14 protein-coding genes and 3 tRNA genes are annotated in these 16,779 nt (G+C 62.9%); 8 read left to right on the top strand and 9 right to left on the bottom strand.

Annotation, left to right across the window (positions count from 1 at the left end; translation table 11 throughout):
• Positions 1-100: 100 nt before the first annotated feature.
• The 3 genes from RBA41_RS07385 to RBA41_RS07375 form a co-directional block, all read right to left on the bottom strand.
• A tRNA-Leu gene (locus tag RBA41_RS07385) sits at positions 101-185 on the bottom strand.
• A 67-nt stretch (positions 186-252) separates the two neighbouring features.
• Positions 253-337 (bottom strand) — tRNA-Leu (locus RBA41_RS07380).
• Between the two features lie 63 nt (positions 338-400).
• A tRNA-Leu gene (locus RBA41_RS07375) sits at positions 401-485 on the bottom strand.
• A 356-nt stretch (positions 486-841) separates the two neighbouring features.
• On the opposite strand from RBA41_RS07375, the gene rnr reads away from it, so the two are divergent.
• The 4 genes from rnr to RBA41_RS07355 all read left to right on the top strand — a co-directional run bounded on the left by rnr (position 842) and on the right by RBA41_RS07355 (position 5,808).
• Entirely contained in the window at positions 842-3,361 is a 2,520-nt protein-coding gene (gene rnr / locus RBA41_RS07370; protein ID WP_306622547.1) for a ribonuclease R, read from the top strand.
• A gap of 3 nt (positions 3,362-3,364) precedes the next feature.
• Entirely contained in the window at positions 3,365-4,114 is a 750-nt protein-coding gene (gene rlmB, locus RBA41_RS07365) for a 23S rRNA (guanosine(2251)-2'-O)-methyltransferase RlmB (RefSeq protein ID WP_306622545.1), read from the top strand.
• Positions 4,115-4,376: 262 nt separating this feature from the next.
• Complete coding sequence (gene cysE / locus RBA41_RS07360) at positions 4,377-5,117, top strand: serine O-acetyltransferase (RefSeq protein WP_306622543.1); 741 nt, start codon at positions 4,377-4,379, stop codon at positions 5,115-5,117.
• 10 nt (positions 5,118-5,127) lie between these two features.
• Positions 5,128-5,808 (top strand): YceH family protein, encoded by a 681-nt coding sequence (locus tag RBA41_RS07355; protein WP_306622541.1) that lies wholly within the window; start codon positions 5,128-5,130, stop codon positions 5,806-5,808.
• Positions 5,809-5,864: 56 nt separating this feature from the next.
• Here the strand turns inward: RBA41_RS07355 and RBA41_RS07350 are convergent, their stop codons facing one another.
• Genes RBA41_RS07350 through RBA41_RS07340 form a run of 3 tightly spaced genes read right to left on the bottom strand, consistent with a single transcriptional unit; the run spans position 5,865 to position 8,052 of the window.
• The gene (locus tag RBA41_RS07350) at positions 5,865-6,824 is read right to left on the bottom strand and encodes a hypothetical protein (protein ID WP_306622539.1); all 960 of its coding nucleotides are present in this window, start codon (positions 6,822-6,824) and stop codon (positions 5,865-5,867) included.
• Positions 6,821-7,690, bottom strand: coding sequence for an ABC transporter ATP-binding protein (locus RBA41_RS07345; protein WP_306622536.1), 870 nt, complete (start codon positions 7,688-7,690; stop codon positions 6,821-6,823). The genes RBA41_RS07350 and RBA41_RS07345 overlap by 4 nt, the downstream gene beginning before the upstream one ends.
• On the bottom strand, positions 7,687-8,052 hold the full coding sequence (locus RBA41_RS07340; protein ID WP_306622534.1) for a GntR family transcriptional regulator: 366 nt from the start codon (positions 8,050-8,052) through the stop codon (positions 7,687-7,689). The genes RBA41_RS07345 and RBA41_RS07340 overlap by 4 nt, the downstream gene beginning before the upstream one ends.
• Positions 8,053-8,300: 248 nt before the next feature.
• On the opposite strand from RBA41_RS07340, the gene RBA41_RS07335 reads away from it, so the two are divergent.
• Positions 8,301-10,304: an NHL repeat-containing protein gene (locus tag RBA41_RS07335; RefSeq protein ID WP_306622532.1), complete on the top strand. Its 2,004-nt coding sequence runs from the start codon at positions 8,301-8,303 to the stop codon at positions 10,302-10,304.
• 130 nt (positions 10,305-10,434) lie between these two features.
• Positions 10,435-12,456, top strand: a complete 2,022-nt coding sequence (locus RBA41_RS07330) for an NHL repeat-containing protein (RefSeq protein ID WP_306622530.1) — start codon at positions 10,435-10,437, stop codon at positions 12,454-12,456.
• A 12-nt stretch (positions 12,457-12,468) separates the two neighbouring features.
• Here the strand turns inward: RBA41_RS07330 and RBA41_RS07325 are convergent, their stop codons facing one another.
• From RBA41_RS07325 to RBA41_RS07315, 3 genes are all read right to left on the bottom strand, one after another.
• Complete coding sequence (locus RBA41_RS07325; protein WP_306622528.1) at positions 12,469-13,230, bottom strand: UDP-2,3-diacylglucosamine diphosphatase; 762 nt, start codon at positions 13,228-13,230, stop codon at positions 12,469-12,471.
• A 37-nt stretch (positions 13,231-13,267) separates the two neighbouring features.
• On the bottom strand, positions 13,268-13,756 hold the full coding sequence (locus RBA41_RS07320; RefSeq protein WP_099880195.1) for a peptidylprolyl isomerase: 489 nt from the start codon (positions 13,754-13,756) through the stop codon (positions 13,268-13,270).
• Between the two features lie 67 nt (positions 13,757-13,823).
• Positions 13,824-14,417: a peptidylprolyl isomerase gene (locus RBA41_RS07315; RefSeq protein ID WP_306622525.1), complete on the bottom strand. Its 594-nt coding sequence runs from the start codon at positions 14,415-14,417 to the stop codon at positions 13,824-13,826.
• A 273-nt stretch (positions 14,418-14,690) separates the two neighbouring features.
• On the opposite strand from RBA41_RS07315, the gene cysS reads away from it, so the two are divergent.
• Positions 14,691-16,118 carry a cysteine--tRNA ligase gene (gene cysS / locus RBA41_RS07310; RefSeq protein WP_306622523.1) on the top strand — a complete coding sequence of 476 codons (1,428 nt, stop codon included), beginning with the start codon at positions 14,691-14,693 and terminating at the stop codon, positions 16,116-16,118.
• The gene (locus tag RBA41_RS07305; RefSeq protein WP_306622755.1) at positions 16,118-16,777 is read left to right on the top strand and encodes a DNA-3-methyladenine glycosylase family protein; all 660 of its coding nucleotides are present in this window, start codon (positions 16,118-16,120) and stop codon (positions 16,775-16,777) included. Before cysS ends, RBA41_RS07305 begins: the two co-directional genes overlap by 1 nt.
• The last annotated feature ends 2 nt before the right edge of the window (positions 16,778-16,779 follow it).

Genomic DNA, 16,779 nt, shown 5'->3' with positions numbered 1-16,779 from the left:
GCGCTGCATGAAAGCGGCCGCACAACGCAAAACGCCGCAGCCTTTATGCAAGGACTGCGGCGCTGATGGAATTTTGCGGGAATATACTAACCCGGTAGAGTGGTGCCCACGGAGGGACTCGAACCCCCACACCTCGCGGCACATGGACCTGAACCATGCGCGTCTACCAATTCCGCCACGTGGGCACTGATACAGCTACTACAACAGTTACTACTGACTACTTGGTACTCTCGGAAAACATCTTCCAGGGAGTGGTGCCCACGGAGGGACTCGAACCCCCACACCTCGCGGCACATGGACCTGAACCATGCGCGTCTACCAATTCCGCCACGTGGGCATTGATACAGCTACTACAACTACTTGACTACTTGGTACTCTCAGGAAAACATCTTCCAGGGAGTGGTGCCCACGGAGGGACTCGAACCCCCACACCTCGCGGCACATGGACCTGAACCATGCGCGTCTACCAATTCCGCCACGTGGGCATTGTGTTGCCTGCTTCTTTTGCTGCAAACCGGCGTTGCCGCCGACTTCTGCTATCATACTCGCTTTCGGAGTTTTGCGCCAGACTAACTTTCGTTACTCTTTTTGCTCAACACGATGCGAATATGCTGCTTTTTTCTTCCGCCTCGACCTTACGTTTCCGCGAAAGACCAAAATTATAGCCGAAGATTTGGAAATGTCACAGTCCTGGCCGAAGAATCTTTCAAAGCACGCTTCGTTAGGCGAATCGGACCGTACTCCGTTACACTACGCCTATCACCGTGTCAATAATCACTGTGTCAGCTATCCGGTCAGGCATTTCCCGTGAGCGCTGCCAAAAACAAATATAGAAAACCATTTGAACCAAATTACTCATACCATTCCCAGCCGCGAGGACATTCTCGGCATTTTCCGCAACGCGGGCACGACGCTTGATCTTGAAGCCATCGCCCGCACGCTCAAGGTCAAGCCAGCCGCGCTGGAGGTGTTAACCAGGCGTTTGAATGCCATGCAGCGCGACGGCCAGATCCACGCCGACGCCGATGGCAATTACGCCCTGGCCGACCATTCCGGCTTCATCGCCGGCAAGGTCAGTGCGCACCGCGACGGTTTCGGCTTCGTCATTCCCGACGAACCGGGCGAAGACCTGTTCCTGTCAGACAAAGAGATGCAGAAAGTTCTGCATGGCGACCGTGTGCTCGCCAAAGTCACAGGAACCGATCGCCGCGGCCGCCTTGAAGGCACCATCGTCGAAGTCGTCACGCGCGCCAATAGTCATGTGATCGGCCGCCTTCTCAATGAGAACGGCGTCTGGATCGTCGCCCCCGAAGACAAGCGCATCGGCCAGGATATCCTGGTTGCCGGTTCGCCGGGCAAGGCCAAGGCAGGGCAGATCGTCAGCGTCGAGCTGAGCGAGCAGCCCTCGCGCTTCAAGCAGCCGGCCGGCCGCGTGGTCGAAGTGCTCGGCGACCTGGACGATCCCGGCATGGAAATCGAAATTGCCGTGCGCAAGTTCGGCGTGCCGCATATCTTTTCCGCCGCCGCGCTCAAATCGGCCGCCAAGCTGCCCGGCGAAGTACGCGAAGCCGACCTTGCCGACCGGGTCGACCTGCGCGATGTGCCGCTGGTTACCATCGACGGCGAAGACGCGCGCGACTTCGACGATGCGGTGTACTGCGAGCCGGTCAAGGTCGGCAAGGCCAACTGCTTCCGCCTGATCGTCGCCATTGCCGACGTCAGCCACTACGTCAAGCCGAACGATGCGCTCGACGTCGATGCGCTCGAACGCAGCACCTCGGTGTATTTCCCGCGCCGCGTGATTCCCATGCTGCCCGAGAAGCTCTCGAACGGCCTGTGTTCGCTGAACCCTGCCGTCGACCGCCTCACGCTGGTGTGCGACGCCGTCATTTCGGACAAGGGCGAGATCAAGGCTTACCAGTTCTATCCGGCCGTGATCCACTCGGCTGCGCGCCTGACCTATAACGAGGTGGCCGATATCCTCGGCAACACCGCCGGTCCGGAAGCGGCGCGCCGCCCGGCCATCGTGCCGCACCTGCTCAATCTGTACGATGTGTACCACGCGCTGCACAAGGCGCGCCAGGTACGCGGTGCGATCGACTTCGAAACCACCGAAACCTATATCGTCTGCAATGCGCTGGGCAAGATCGAAAAGATCATTCCGCGCACCCGCAACGATGCGCACAAGGTGATCGAGGAATGCATGCTGGCCGCCAACGTCTGCGCGGCCGACCTCCTGATCCGCCACAAGCATCCGGGCACCTACCGCATCCACGCCTCGCCGACCAAGGAAAAGCTCACGCAAGTGCGCACCTTCCTCAAGCAGGTTGGCTTGAATCTGAACGGCGGCGACAAGCCGGCTGCCAACGATTACGCCGAACTGATGAAGCAGATCAAGGACCGTCCGGACGCGTCGCTGCTGCAAACCATGCTGCTGCGTTCGATGCAGCAAGCGGTCTACAGCCCCGACAATATCGGCCACTTCGGCCTGGCGTACGAGGCGTATGCCCACTTCACCAGCCCGATCCGCCGTTATCCCGACTTGCTGACGCACCGCGCCATCAAGGCCATTTTGCTCGGTAAAAAGTACGAGCCGAAAGGGATCGACCTGACCGGCCTGAACTCCACCGTGTCGAACGCCACGCGCAAGCAGCAGGCCAAGGACAAGGCGGACGGCAAGCAAAAGAACGAAAAAGACCTGACCATCTGGGACGCCCTGGGCGTGCACTGCTCGGCCAACGAGCGCCGCGCCGATGAAGCCTCGCGCGACGTCGAAGCCTGGCTCAAGTGCTACTTCATCAAGGACAAGCTCGGTGAAGAATTCACCGGCGTGGTCTCGGGTGTGACCACCTTCGGCATCTTCGTGCAGCTCGACGCGCTGTTCGTCGAAGGCCTGGTGCACATCACCGAACTGGGTACCGATTACTTCCAGTACGACGATGCGCGCCACGAACTGCGCGGCGAACGCACCGGCAAGCGCTACCAGCTGACCGACCGCGTGACGGTGCAGGTCTCGCGCGTCGATCTGGAAGCGCGCAAGATCGACCTGGTGCTGGCAGGCAGCAGCGTGCAGGCCGATAGCGGCGCGGGCAAGCCGAAAAGCGCCGCGCACAAGGCGCTCGACGCCAAGCCGGCCAAGTCGGGCAAGTCGGGCCGCACCTCGGGCGGCGGCGCCGGCAATACGCCATCGCGATACGAACTCGACGAGAGCGTCGGCGCCGAAGCGTCGGGCAGCAAGCCAAAACGCAGCAAGTCCGGTTCGACGGCCAGCAAGGCGACCAGCCGTTCCGCAAAACCAGCAGCTGGTACCAGCAATTCAAGCAGTAAATCAACAAGCAAATCGAACAAGAGCAAGCGATAACACATGAAGAATAAAATGATTTTCGGGTTCCACGCGGTGACCTCGCGTCTGCGTCACGAGGCCTCGTCGGTGGAAGAAATTTTTGTCGATGCGACCCGCCAGGATCGCCGCATGCACGATCTCGTCGCCAATGCCAAGGCCTTGGGCGTGCGCGTCATGCCGGTCGATTCGGCCCGCCTCGACAAGATTGTCGGAACCCGGCGCCACCAGGGCGTGATTGCCTTTGCCAGCCAGCTGGCGCTGGCGCGCAACCTCGATGAACTGCTCGACGCCATCGAAGGTCCGCCGCTGCTGCTGATCCTCGACGGCATCACCGATCCGCACAACCTGGGCGCCTGCCTGCGCGTGGCCGACGGTGTCGGCGCGCACGCGGTCATCGTGCCCAAGGACCGCGCGGTCGGCTTGAATGCCACGGCGGCCAAGGTCGCCAGCGGTGCGGCCGAAACCGTGCCGTACATCACCGTCACGAACCTGGCGCGCACCATGCGCGAGCTCAAAGAGCGCGACATCTTGCTGATCGGCACCACCGACGACGCGGACAAGGGCTTGTACGAAGCCGATTTCAGTGGTCCGGCCGCACTCGTCATGGGTTCGGAAGGCGAGGGCATGCGCCGCCTCACCCGCGAAACCTGCGACGTGCTCGTCGGCATCCCCATGTTCGGCTCCGTCGAGAGTCTGAACGTCTCGGTCGCGTCGGGCGTCTGCCTGTACGAAGCACGCCGCCAGCGCATCGCGCGCGAAGGCCAGGGCTAAAGGCCAGGCCCGGAGGCGCCGGCGCGGAACATCCGGGCCGGCGCGTCCTCTCCTTACTTGCAGGTTCTCATGGTGTTGCGGCTCTCCGTGGTGCACTTGCAGGCACTCGCCACGTCCGTGAATGCGGCAAGGTAGCCCACTTCCATCATCCGCGATTCTTGCAAGCATGTTTATGCGCATCGGGCAAATTGACCGTACATAAGCGGGAGACGGTCGGATACGCTACCATGCCTGTATCGCAACTGTCCCCACGTCCCTGTTTATGTTTCTACACCTGCGCGAAGATATCAAGAGCATCATTGAACGCGACCCGGCCGCCCGTAACGGATGGGAAGTGTTCACTTGTTATCCTGGCTTTCAGGCCATCATGATGCACCGCTGGGCGCAGGCTTGCTGGACCCGCAAGCTGAAGTGGATCGGGCGCTTCATTTCCTACCTGGCGCGCATTCTTACCGGTATCGAGATTCACCCGGGCGCGACCATCGGCCGGCGGGTCTTCATCGACCACGGCTTCGGCGTGGTCATCGGCGAGACCGCCATCGTCGGCGACGACTGCACCATCTACCAGGGCGTGACCCTGGGCGGGACCTCGCTCAACAGCGGCACCAAGCGCCATCCGACCTTGGAACGCGGCGTCATCATCGGCGCCGGCGCCAAGGTGCTCGGTTCGTTCACGGTGGGCGAGTACGCCAAGGTCGGCTCGAACGCGGTGGTGATCAAGCCGGTGCCGGCCGGCGCCACGGCGGTCGGCAACCCCGCCCACATCGTGCAGAAAGAGGCCGATACGCGCTCGAGCGCGCATCTGTTCTCGGCCTACGGGGTCACCCCGAACGGCGACGATCCGCTCTCGAAGGCCTTGCATGGCCTGATCAATCACGCGGCGCGCCAGGACGAACAGCTCGACCGGCTGATGGCCCTGATGAAGACGGCCGGAATCGCCTGCCAGAGCACGCCCGAGTGTGATAAATTGGATTCGGAAAAGCTCAATAAACTGGTCGAGTAAGGACATACGCATGACACTAGAAACAACGGGCGGCGCCGACGGCGCTGCCTTGCTGGACCCGTTCGAAATCCGCGTGCTGGCGGTGCTGGCCGAAAAAGAAGGCCTCACGCCCGACAACTATCCGATGTCGCTCAACGCCATCACCAACGGCTGCAACCAGCTCTCGAGCCGCGATCCGGTGATGCAGCTGTCCGACGAAACCGTGCAGGACGTGCTGCAGCGCCTGATGCAGCGCAAGTTCGTCAACGGCATCACCCAGGCCGGCGCGCGCGTGACCAAGTACGAGCACCGCATGCGCATCAAATGGTCGCTGGAGCAGGACAAGCTGGCCGTGCTGACGATCCTGATGCTGCGCGGCTTGCAGACGGCAGGCGAGATCCGCACCCGCAGCGGGCGCCTGCACGAATTCAAGTCGGTGGCCGATGTCGAGGCCTGCCTGCAATTTCTGATCGATAAATACCCGCCGATCGTGGCCCGCCTGGCGCTCGCGCCGGGCACCAAGGAGCCGCGCTACGGCCAGCTCCTGGGCGGCGACGCGGCGCTGTCGCAGCAGGAATCGTCGTTCGGGGTGGTCAGCGCGCCGGCCCAGGGCAGCAGGGTGGCGCAGCTGGAACAGGAAGTGGCATCCCTGCGCGCCGAGGTCGACGACCTCAAGCTGCAGTTCATCGCCTTCAAGACGCAGTTCGAGTAAGCGGCGCTGACGTTTCTGCCCTTGCAGAAACGTCAGCAGTGGCCCGGCCGCCGGTATCAGCCTTCGTCGCGGAACCGGCGCAGCCGGATCGCCGCGTACAGCATCGCCATCCCCGCAACCGCCCCGACCCACACGCCCGGTGTTGCCAGGCTGGTCCATGATTCGGACAGCAGACTGCTCACGCGTTCGATCGTGATCTGTCCGCCGCGCCCATCCATGGCGCTCGCCTCACCGCCCAGCCAGCTGCCGGGCACCAGGCCGAACAGGATGCGGGCAACCACCGTTTCCATCAGCGTTAGCGCGGCGTGCCCGGCGCCCAGCACGTACGCGATCCACTTGACGAGCACCAGCGCAATCACCGGCACGCCCACCGCCCACAGAAACACCTTGGACCTGGCCCAGGCCGACACCATCAGCAGCCAGCCGACCGTCGGCAGCGCCCAGATCAGGTACACCGGCAGCATGCCCAGCGCCCGCAGCGGCGCCAGCAGGATAATCGGGTTGGTCAGCAGGGCGCCGAACACGTTCACACCGTTCAGGGCGGCGATCACGCCGGCGAACAGCACCAGCAGCACCGAGGTCGCCGTGCTCACGCCGATGACGATCAGGGGCGCCACGATGGTCACCGTGATCGCTTTCGACAGCACCGTGTGCGTGTCCGAGAGCGGCAGCGACTTCCAGAACAGGATGCTGCGGTCGCGCCGCTCGTCGTACAGCGCGCCCAGGCAGTAGAAGAACGTGGTGGCGGTCAGCATCAGCAGCAGCGGCAAGGTGCCGACCAGGCTGAGCATGGCCAGGACGTCGGCCACGCCCTTGAGGGCGCCGGGCACCAGCGCCTGGCCCTGCAAGGTGCCGGTCAGCAGGCGCCGGAACGGCGAGTCCGATGAGCCGATGCCGAAGCCGACCGTCAGGACCGTGACGGCGACCATCACGATGGCCAGAATGACGGGCGCACGCAGGAACGATCCCTTGTGCTCCCAGTACTCGCGCTTGAGCAACCAGGTCAGTGTGTTCATGCGTAGCTTCCTTTCATGGTCGCGACAAACAGGTCGGCGACGCTGGGATTGCGGGTTTCGCCGAGGACGGCGAGCTGCTCGCGCGCCACGCCGTCGAACAGCATGACGGCCTTGCCGAACACGGTGCGCTGGTCGATCGGCTGCAAGGCGTTGGCGGCGATGACTTTGTCGGGCGCGACCATCACCTCGACGAAGCGCTCGCCGACCTCGTCCATCGAGGCTGACAGCACGATCTTGCCGTCGCGGATGAACATCAGGTCGGTGAGGATGTGCTCGACTTCCTCGACCTGATGGGTGGTGATGATGATGGTCTTGTTTTCGTCAAAATAATCTTCCAGCAGGTTCTGGTAGAACTGCTTGCGGTACAAGATGTCCAGGCCCAGGGTCGGCTCGTCGAGCACCAGCAGCTTGGCGTCGATGGCCATCACCAGCGCCAGGTGCAGCTGCACGATCATGCCCTTGGACATGGCCTTGACCTGCATCTCCGGCTTGAGCTTGGTCGCGGCCAGGTAGCGTTCGGCCTTGGCGCGGTCGAAGCGCGGATGCACGCCGGCCACGAAGTCGATCGCTTCCGACACGCGCAGCCAGCGCGGCAGGATCGCCACGTCGGCGATGAAGCACACCTGCTGCATCAGTTCGTCGCGCTCGGTGCGCGGGTCGAAGCCGAGCACCGACAGCCCGCCCTCGAAGGCGGTCAGGCCGAGCGCGGCCTTGAGGGTGGTGGTCTTGCCGGAGCCGTTGGGGCCGATCAAGCCGACGATCTTGCCAGCCGGGATGTCAAAGCTGATATTGTCGATCGCCACCGACTTGCCGAAGCGCTTGCTCAAACCCCGCGCCGTCATGACGGGCTTTGCCACGGCGCTCATGATTGGCCTCCGTTTGGCGCGCGCAGCAGCTGGTCGAGGTCGAGGCCGAGGCGGCGGATGCGTTCGAGCATGGCCGGCCATTCTTCGCGCACGAAGCGCTCGCGTTCGCTGGCGAGCAGTTTCTCGCTCGCGCCTTCGGTCACATACATGCCAATTCCCCTTCGTTTTTCTACAAGGTTCTCGTCCACCAGTTCCTGGTAGGCGCGCGAGACCGTGATCGGATTGAGTTGGTATTCGGCCGCCACCTGGCGGACCGAGGGCAGGGCGTCGCCGGCTTTCAGGGCGCCATCGAGCATCATGCCGATGACCTTGTCCTTGAGCTGGCGGTAGATGGGCGTGTTGTCGTTCCAGCCGATTGTCATGGCGGGCCCTTCCGGTAGTGTGGTACTGCCTGGTGAGACATGGTTCCTCCCTGTTGGTGAGGTGATGAGGTGGTGATGTAGTTAACTATAACACCGAAGCTCAAGAATGGAAGAAACAATTTGGCGGCGCAAGGCCGGAGCGCCTCAGGCCGGAAAATGAAAGCTGTTGTCTATTTTCTTCATGCAAATATTGCCAAGAAGATTCTGCTATATTCACGGCCACAAGTATTCTTAAAGGCAAGAACCTCATGCGGCATCATCCTATCCCGGCGGCTTTTCCTCGTTTTCACGCGCTGTCGCGCTCCACGGCGCTGCTGCTCTGCTGCGCGCTGGCGGCATGCGGCGGCTCTGGCGGCTCGTCGCCCGCGCCTGTGCCGGTAGCGGCACCGGAAACGCCGGTGGTTCCCGTCACGCCACCGCAGGCGTCACGTTTGCCGCACGTGCTCTCCGGAGTCCCATCCTTGTTGCAAGCGCCGGCCGGCGTTGCCGTCGATAAGGATAGCAATACGTTTGTGATCGACTCCACCAGGCAGCTTGTCCTGAAAATGACGCCCGCAGGGGCCGTCACCACGCTCGCCGGCTCCGACTTGTCGTACGGTAGCCAGGACGGGCAAGGGGCTGACGCCAGCTTTCGGTTTACGAAAAACTCCCGCATGCTGATCGATCGAGCCGGGAACCTGATTGTCGCGGACACGTGTAATTCTTCGATACGGCGGATTACCCTCCAGGGAATGGTGAGTACCGTGGCTGGTGCTCGTACGCAAGGGTGCTCCGGCTATCCGGAAGTGCGCGACGGCGTGGGCGCCGACGCATCGTTCCAGCGTCCCGAGAGCATTGCGCTCGATGTCAATGGGGATTATCTGGTGGGGGGCGCGACGTACCCGATGCGGCGCGTCACGCCGGACGGCAAAGTGAGCACCATCGAGTGGGCCCAGCCCGATATGAATGGTCCGGCCGCCTCTGGCAAGCTCCGTGGGCTGGCCGTCGACCGGAACGGCGTCATCTATTTCTCGATGCGGGAGTTGATCTATCGGATCAAGGATGGGGTGGCCTTGCGCTGGGCAGGTACCTTGGAGGGTAGCGTACCCGACGGGCCACGTCTGAACGCCAAATTCGATATGGTCACCGACATGGCGTTCAATGCATCCGGCGATCTGTACGTCAGCGATTCCTCATCGGTCCGCAAGATTTCATCCGACGGCATCGTGAGCACCGTGGCGGGAGCATTCGCCAGTCCAGGCGCCCGCGACGGGAATAAATACGTTGCGCGTTTCAGTGGCCTGGGTGCGCTGGCCATTGATCCCCAAGGGCAGATGATCGTTGTCGACGGGGCCGTCATGCGCAAGGTGACGATGGGGGGCGACGTCAGCACCTTCGCGGCGACGCCAGCGACCAGCGGCATGGTGGACGGACCGGCTGGCGTAGCGCGCTTCCAGCACGGAATCAGCATGGCGGCCGATTCCAAAGGAAACGTTTACGTTCTCGACCTCCTTGCGAACGTGGTGCGGCGGGTCAGCCCGGACGGAACGGCGAGTTTGTTTGCGGGGGTTGCAGGGGTCCGGAACAGCGAGGAGAGGGGGCGCTTTCGCGCCGACGCGTTTGCCGAACAAAAATCGATCGCGGTCGATGCCAGGGACGTGGTGTATGTCTCCGATGTCGACAGGATCGTCAGGATCGAGGACGGTGTCCTGACCACGGTGGTGGCGCAGGACGAGCGCACGATGGTGGAGCATATTGCGGTCGATTCCGCCGGCAATATCGCCACGGCCGGGCGGAAAGGGGTGCGCGTGCTGAACCCGCGCGGCGATATATTGATGACGGTCGAACAGAGCGATGTCGCCAAACTGGCACCGCCTGCACGGGGGTTACATGGTTTTACCCCCGCCGGCGTTGCCTTCGATAGGGCTGGAAACCTGTATATCGCCGATCAGGAAGGCCATACGATCCTGAAGCGGGACACGCTCGGCTCTTTATCGGTTTTTGCGGGCACCTTCGACGGTGACGGCAACGCCGATGGCGCCCCCGGCAAGGGACGTTTGGGCTTCGAAGGTCCGGTGCACATGACGTTTGCCCCGAATGGCGACATGTACCTGACCGGCTCGGGCAAGGTGCGCAAGATCGCGCCGGACGGCACGGTATCGACGCCCGTGCTGGCCTGGGGCTACCCCAGCCTGGCCAGCATCGTGTACAGCCAGAAACGGTTGCTGGGCATGACTGCCTTCGCCGTCCTCGCGACCCCGCTGCCGCAGTAAGTATCGCCGCGCGCTGCCAGCCTTGTTGGCCGATGCGCGGCGCCCCGGTCCGAACATTTGAGTAGTGTTGTGCAAGCAAAATGGGTATATTCCGCCTTCTCAGATATTTTCCAGATAGTTAAAAGATCCAATGCGACACGACCCACTGCCATTTCCCCCTTCTATGGCCACGCGCCGCGGCGCTGCACTGCTTGCATGCCTGTTTTTCACGGCTTGCGGCGGCGGAGGATCGGGCGGCTCGTCCACGCCGACACCGCCGGCGGCCTTGGCGCCACCCGCATCCACATGCGGCGCCGGTGCAGCCGACTACATGGCGGCGGGCGATGAAGACATGGCCGCGCTCGGCATCACCTGCGTGCAGTCCGTGCGCGCCGGCAAGGAAACCGTGCTGCAGATCCCGCATGGCATGGCGCTCGACAAGGCGGGCAATACGTATATTCTCGACCGCGCCAAGCAAGTCATCTTCAAGCTCACGCCCTCGGGCGCGATGTCGGTGCTGGCCGGTTCGATCGCCAGCTACGGCAGCCAGAATGGTGCCGGCAGCGCGGCCAGCTTCAACTTCAACCACCTGTCGCGCCTCATCGTCGACACGGCGGGCAACCTGATCGTGACCGATACGTGCAACAACACGCTGCGCAAGATTACCCCGGGCGGCGTGGTCAGCACGCTCGCCGGGGTGACCGAGCTGGTGTGCCTGCGCGGCGCCACCGATACGCCGACCACCGACGGCGCGCTCGCGCAAGCGCCGTTCGACCGTCCGGCGGACATTGCGCTTGATGTCAACGGCGACTACCTGGTCCTCGATCAAAGGGGCATCCGCCGCGTCACCCCCACCGGTGCGGTGAGCCGGGTCACATGGAGCAACGACCCCGCCAATGAATGGCGGCTGGCCCAGCCCTCGCGCATTGCCGTGACGGGCGACGGCACGCTCTACCTGGCCGAGTACATGCGGATTTACCGCATCGCCGGCGGCGTCGCCACTTTTGTTGCCGGGGGCACCTATGGGGACGCGCGCGACGGGACCGGCGCGGCCGCCGTTCTGAAGGCGCCGCGTGCCCTGGTAGCCGACGCGGCGGGCGATGTGTACATCAGCGACTATGACACCTTGCGCAAGGTCACGAAGGCCGGCGTGGTGACGACCGTGGCCGGCAAGAGCATGGCCGGCGGCGTGCGCGACGGGACCGGGGCGGAAGCCCGCTTCTCGTATCTCGGCCCGCTGCTGCTCACGTCCTCGGGCAATATTCTCGCGCTCGACAGCGGGGCACCGACCATCCGCACCATCACCCCCTCCGGCGTGGTGACGACCTCGGCCGCCACCCCGGTCACCAGCGCGAGCGTGGATGGCAAGGGCAGCGCGGCGCGCTTCAACCGGCGCGAAGGCACGGCGGCCGATGCGGCCGGCAATCTGTATATTGCGGACGCCGAGACCAACGTCGTGCGCATGGTCAGCCCCGATGGCGTGACCAGTGTGTTTGCCGGCAATGGCGTCAAGGGCGCCACGTTCAGGCGGCCATACAGCGTCGCGGTCAGCCCGAACGGCGCCGTGTATGTCGCCGATGGCGACAGCATTTTCAGGATCGAGCGTGGCGCGACCACGTCTGTGCACTCGTATCAGCCGGTAAACAGCGGTGTGGTGGATATTGCCGTCGATGCCGAAGAGAACGTGGCCATCGCCGGCGACTATTGGGTACGGCAGATTTCGCCGTCAGGCAAGGTCACCGACTTGCTCACCAACGTGGGCCGCGGTTCCGCCTTGCTGGGAGATGGCTCTTTCCAGCCGACCAGCATCGCCTACGACCGCCCGGGCAACCTGTATGTGGCCGACGCCAGCAGCGTGGCCATCTACAAATTGACCAAGGCGGGCAAACTGACGGTGTTCGCCGGCTCGCCCGGCTGGATGGGCGACCTCGATGGCCCGGCCGGCAATGCCATGCTGGGCTTTCACGGGACCGTGGAAATGGCGTTTGCGCCGAACGGCGACATGTATCTGAGCGGGCAGGGCTTGCTGCGCAAGGTCAGGCCCGACGGCACGGTGTCGACCCCGGCGCTGGCTTGGGGCAAACCCGTGCTCGGCGGTATCGCCATCGGCAACGGGATGCTGATCGGCATGACGGGCTACGCCGTGCTGCACACGCCGCTGCCGGCGGACTGAGCGCCGGATGGTTCAGCCGAGCACTTTGCCGTCCAGGTCATGGCGCGTGATGGCGCCGTCCTCGCCGATGGCGATCCAGCCGCCGCGCGGCGGCTCGCCATCCGGCTCCCAGTCCGGCAGCACGTAGCGGCGTTTGCCATCCCTCTCGTGCAGCGCCGGGCGGTGCGTGTGGCCGTGGATCAGCACGGTGGTGCCGGTGGCGGCGAACAGCGCGTCGATCGCCTGCGGCGTGACGTCCATGATTTCCATGGTCTTGGTGCTGTGCGCTTCCTTGCTGCCTTCGCGCAGGTTGGCGATGATCGCCTTGCGCTGGACCAGCGGCATGGCGAGAAATTGCGCCTGCCACGCCGGCTGGCGTACCTGCTTGCGAAATGCCATGTAGTTGATGTCGTCGGTGCATTCGGCGTCGCCGTGCACGAGCGTGATGTTCTGCCCGCCGATGTCGGCGATGTGCGGCTCGGCCAGCAGTTGCATGCCGGCGGCGTCGGCAAAGGCCTGGCCGACCAGGAAGTCGCGGTTGCCGGCGATCCAGTAGACCGGAATGCCGGCCTCGCGCACCGCACGGATGGCCGTGGCGATCTGGCGGTGCAGGGGGGCGTCGAGGTCGTCGTCGCCCGCCCAGTACTCGAACAGGTCGCCGAGAATGTACAGCGCGCGCGCGGCCATGGCGCGTTCTTCCAGGAAAGCGAAGAAAGCGTCCACGGTGCGCGGATGCGCGGCCTGCAGATGCAGGTCGGAGATAAACAGCGCGAGCGTTCGCGCGGGCAGGGTCATCGCTGCACTGCCGGTGTGGTTTGCCCGCGCATCATGCTCAGATGACGGTGATTTTTTCGATGATCACCGGCTCGACCGGCACATCGGCGAACATGCCGCTGTTGGCGGTCTTGACCTTGCGGATCTTGTCGACCACGTCGGTGCCTTCGCTGACCTTGCCGAACACGGCGTAGCCCCAGCCGTCCTGGCCTGGATAGTCGAGGAAGCTGTTGTTCTTGACGTTGATGAAGAACTGGGCCGATGCCGAGTGCGGCGCCGAGGTGCGGGCCATGGCCAGGGTGTACATTTCGTTCTTGAGGCCGTTCTTGCCTTCGTTTTCCACGGTCTGCTCGGCTGGCTTTTGCTTCATGCCTGGCTCGAAACCGCCGCCCTGGACCATGAAGTCGCCGATGACGCGGTGGAAAATCGTGTTGTCGTAGTGGCCCTTGGCCACGTAGTCGAGGAAGTTGGCAACCGATTTCGGTGCTTTTTCGGCGTCGAGTTCGACGGTGATGTTGCCCATGTTGGTGGTGATGAGTACGGCCATGTTGGTGTCCTGTTGGTTGAGTTGTTGTGAGGGTGCTTTCAGTTTGCTACGAAAGGCGCCCGCTATTTTACTGCTTCACGATGGTTGCCGACTTGATGATGATAGGCATCACAGGCACGTTCTGGTTGCCGCGCACGTCGTCGACCATCACGCCCTTGATCTTGTCGACCACTTCCTGGCCGGAAATGACCTTGCCGAAGACGGTGTAGCCGAAGCCGTCGCGGCCCGGATAGTCGAGATTGGTGTTTTCGGCGACGTTGATGAAAAACTGCGAGGTGGCCGAATTCGGGTCCTGGGTGCGCGCCATGGCGACCGAGTAGGGCACGTTCAGCAAGCCATTCTTGGCTTCGTTCTGGACCGGTTTGTTGGTGCGGCGCGGGATCATCTTTTCATCCATGCCGCCGCCCTGGATCATGAAGTCGTTGATGACGCGGTGGAAAATCAATCCCTTGTAATGGCCGCTTTTAACGTACTGCAGGAAATTGGCGACCGTTTTCGGCGCTTTTTCCTGGTCCAGTTCAAGGACGATTTCGCCCATGTTGGTCTTGAGCGAGACTTGCGGCGTATCGCTGGCGAGGACGGCGGTGCTGAGGGTCAGGCCGCAGAACAGGGTGAGAAACCGGGCAACCAGTGGCATGCGGAACAATAACGAATCTTGCATTTAGAATCCTTGACGTGAGGTGCTTGTTGTTATATGGAGGCGAGGCTGTCAAGCCTTTACCGCAAAAATAAACCTGATCCATATGCGGCCAGCCGGGATTTTAACAATGCTATACTTTGTACAGAACGTCCCATTCTATCAAAGAAGAACAAGACAGAGGGCTCCGACGATCTCGATGCAAACCACGCCTGACCGGCGCGCGCCCACCGCGGCGATCGCGCCCGGTTGTCGTTTTGCCCGAGCGCGGCGCGCGCTGTAACGAGTAAGAATCCGATGAGCCAATTAAAGATCTACAACACGCTTGCGCGTGAAAAGCAGGTATTCACCCCGATCGAGCCCGGCAAAGCCGGCATGTACGTGTGCGGGATGACGATCTACGACTACTGCCATATCGGCCATGCGCGCATGATGATGGCGTTCGACGTCATCTATCGCTGGCTCAAGGTATCGGGCTACCAGGTCACGTACGTGCGCAACATTACCGATATCGAAGACAAGATCATCAGGCGCGCCGTCGAGAACGGCGAGTCGATTTTCTCGCTGACCTCGCGCTTCGAAAAGTACATGGACGAAGACACCACCGCGCTCGGCATCCTGCCGCCCGACGTGGTGCCGCATGCGACCGCCTACGTGCCGCAGATGCTGTCGATCATCGCCCAGCTCGAACAGAAGGGCCTGGCCTACAAGTCGGACGATGGCGACGTGAACTATGCGGTGCGCAATTTTCCCGGCTACGGAAAGCTTTCCGGCAAGTCGCTCGACGACCTGCGCGCGGGCGAACGGGTTGACGTCAATACCGGCAAACGCGATCCGCTCGACTTCGTGCTGTGGAAGGCATCCAAGGAATCCGAACCCGACGAAGTCAAATGGGAATCGACCTGGGGCAGCGGCCGTCCGGGCTGGCATATCGAATGCTCGGCCATGTCGTGCGCGACCCTGGGCGAGCATTTCGATATCCACGGCGGCGGCGCCGACCTGCAGTTCCCGCACCACGAGAACGAGATCGCCCAGTCCGAAGGCGCGTTCGGCCATCCGATGGCCAACTACTGGGTGCACAACGGCTTCGTGCGCGTGGTCGACGAACAGACCAAGGTCGCCGAAAAGATGTCTAAGTCGCTGAACAATTTCTTCACGATCCGCGACGTGCTCAAGCTGTACGACGCCGAAGTGATCCGCTTCTTTATCTTGCGCGGGCATTACCGCAGTCCGCTGAACTATGGCGCCGCCAATCTCGACGACGCCAAGGCTGCATTGACACGCCTGTACACGGCGCTGGCCGGTATCGACCTGGGTGTGGATACTGCCGGCGCCGGTGCGCTGGAAGTCGACTGGAACGAAGCGCACGCAATCCGTTTCCGCGAAGCGATGGACGACGACTTCAACACGCCGATCGCGATCGCCGTGCTGTTCGACCTCGTCACCGAGCTCAACAAAAGCAAGTCGGTCGCCCATGCGCGCCAGTTCAAGGCGCTCGCTGCCGTGCTGGGCCTGCTCGAACGCGCGCCGCAGGCATTCCTGCAGGCTGGCGGCGAGGAGGGCGGCCTGGACGAAGCGGCGATCGTGGCGGCCATCACCAGGCGCAGCGAAGCGAAAAAGGCACGCAACTTCGCCGAGTCCGACACCATACGCGCCGAGTTGCTGGCGGCCGGCATCGTCCTCGAGGACAAGCCGGACGGCACGACCAACTGGCGCCGCGCATGATGGCGCCAACCAAGGAAACGGCGGGGACCGCTCCGCCGCCGCTGGAGGTGCCTGAGTACTGGGAACAAGCCAAGATCGAACTCATGAAGCGCGACCGCATCATGAAAAAGCTGATCCCGCAGTTCGGCGACCTGCATCTGGTCGGCCATGGCGACCCGTTTACGACCCTGGCGCGCTCGGTGGTGGGCCAGCAGGTCACCACCAAGGCGGCCGATGCGGCATGGAACAAGCTGCTCACCGCCTGTCCCAGGATCACGCCGGCACAGGTGATCAAGGCCGGCGCCGAGCAATTGTCGGCCTGCGGGCTGTCCAAGCGCAAGACCGAGTACATCCTCGACCTGGCCGACCACTTCAAGGCCAAGCGCGTGCACGCGAACCAGTGGGCCGAAATGGATGACGAAGCCGTCATCGCCGAGCTGGTGCAGATTCGCGGCATCGGACGCTGGACAGCGGAAATGTTTCTGATCTTCAATCTGCTGCGTCCCAATGTCTTGCCGCTGGACGACCCTGGCCTGATTCAAGGTATCAGCCAGAACTACTTTTCCGGCGAACCGGTATCGCGCAGCGATGCGCGCGAGGTATCGGCCAATTGGGAGCCGTGGAGAACGGTCGCTACGTGGTATTTGTGGCGTAGCCTCGATCCGGTTCCGGTAGAATAGCG

The sequence above is a fragment of the Massilia scottii genome (genome assembly GCF_030846495.1).
Lineage (GTDB): Bacteria > Pseudomonadota > Gammaproteobacteria > Burkholderiales > Burkholderiaceae_D > Telluria_A > Telluria_A violaceinigra.
The sequence above is the reverse complement of the archived record's forward strand: the minus strand, read 5'-3'. Positions and strand labels throughout refer to the sequence as shown.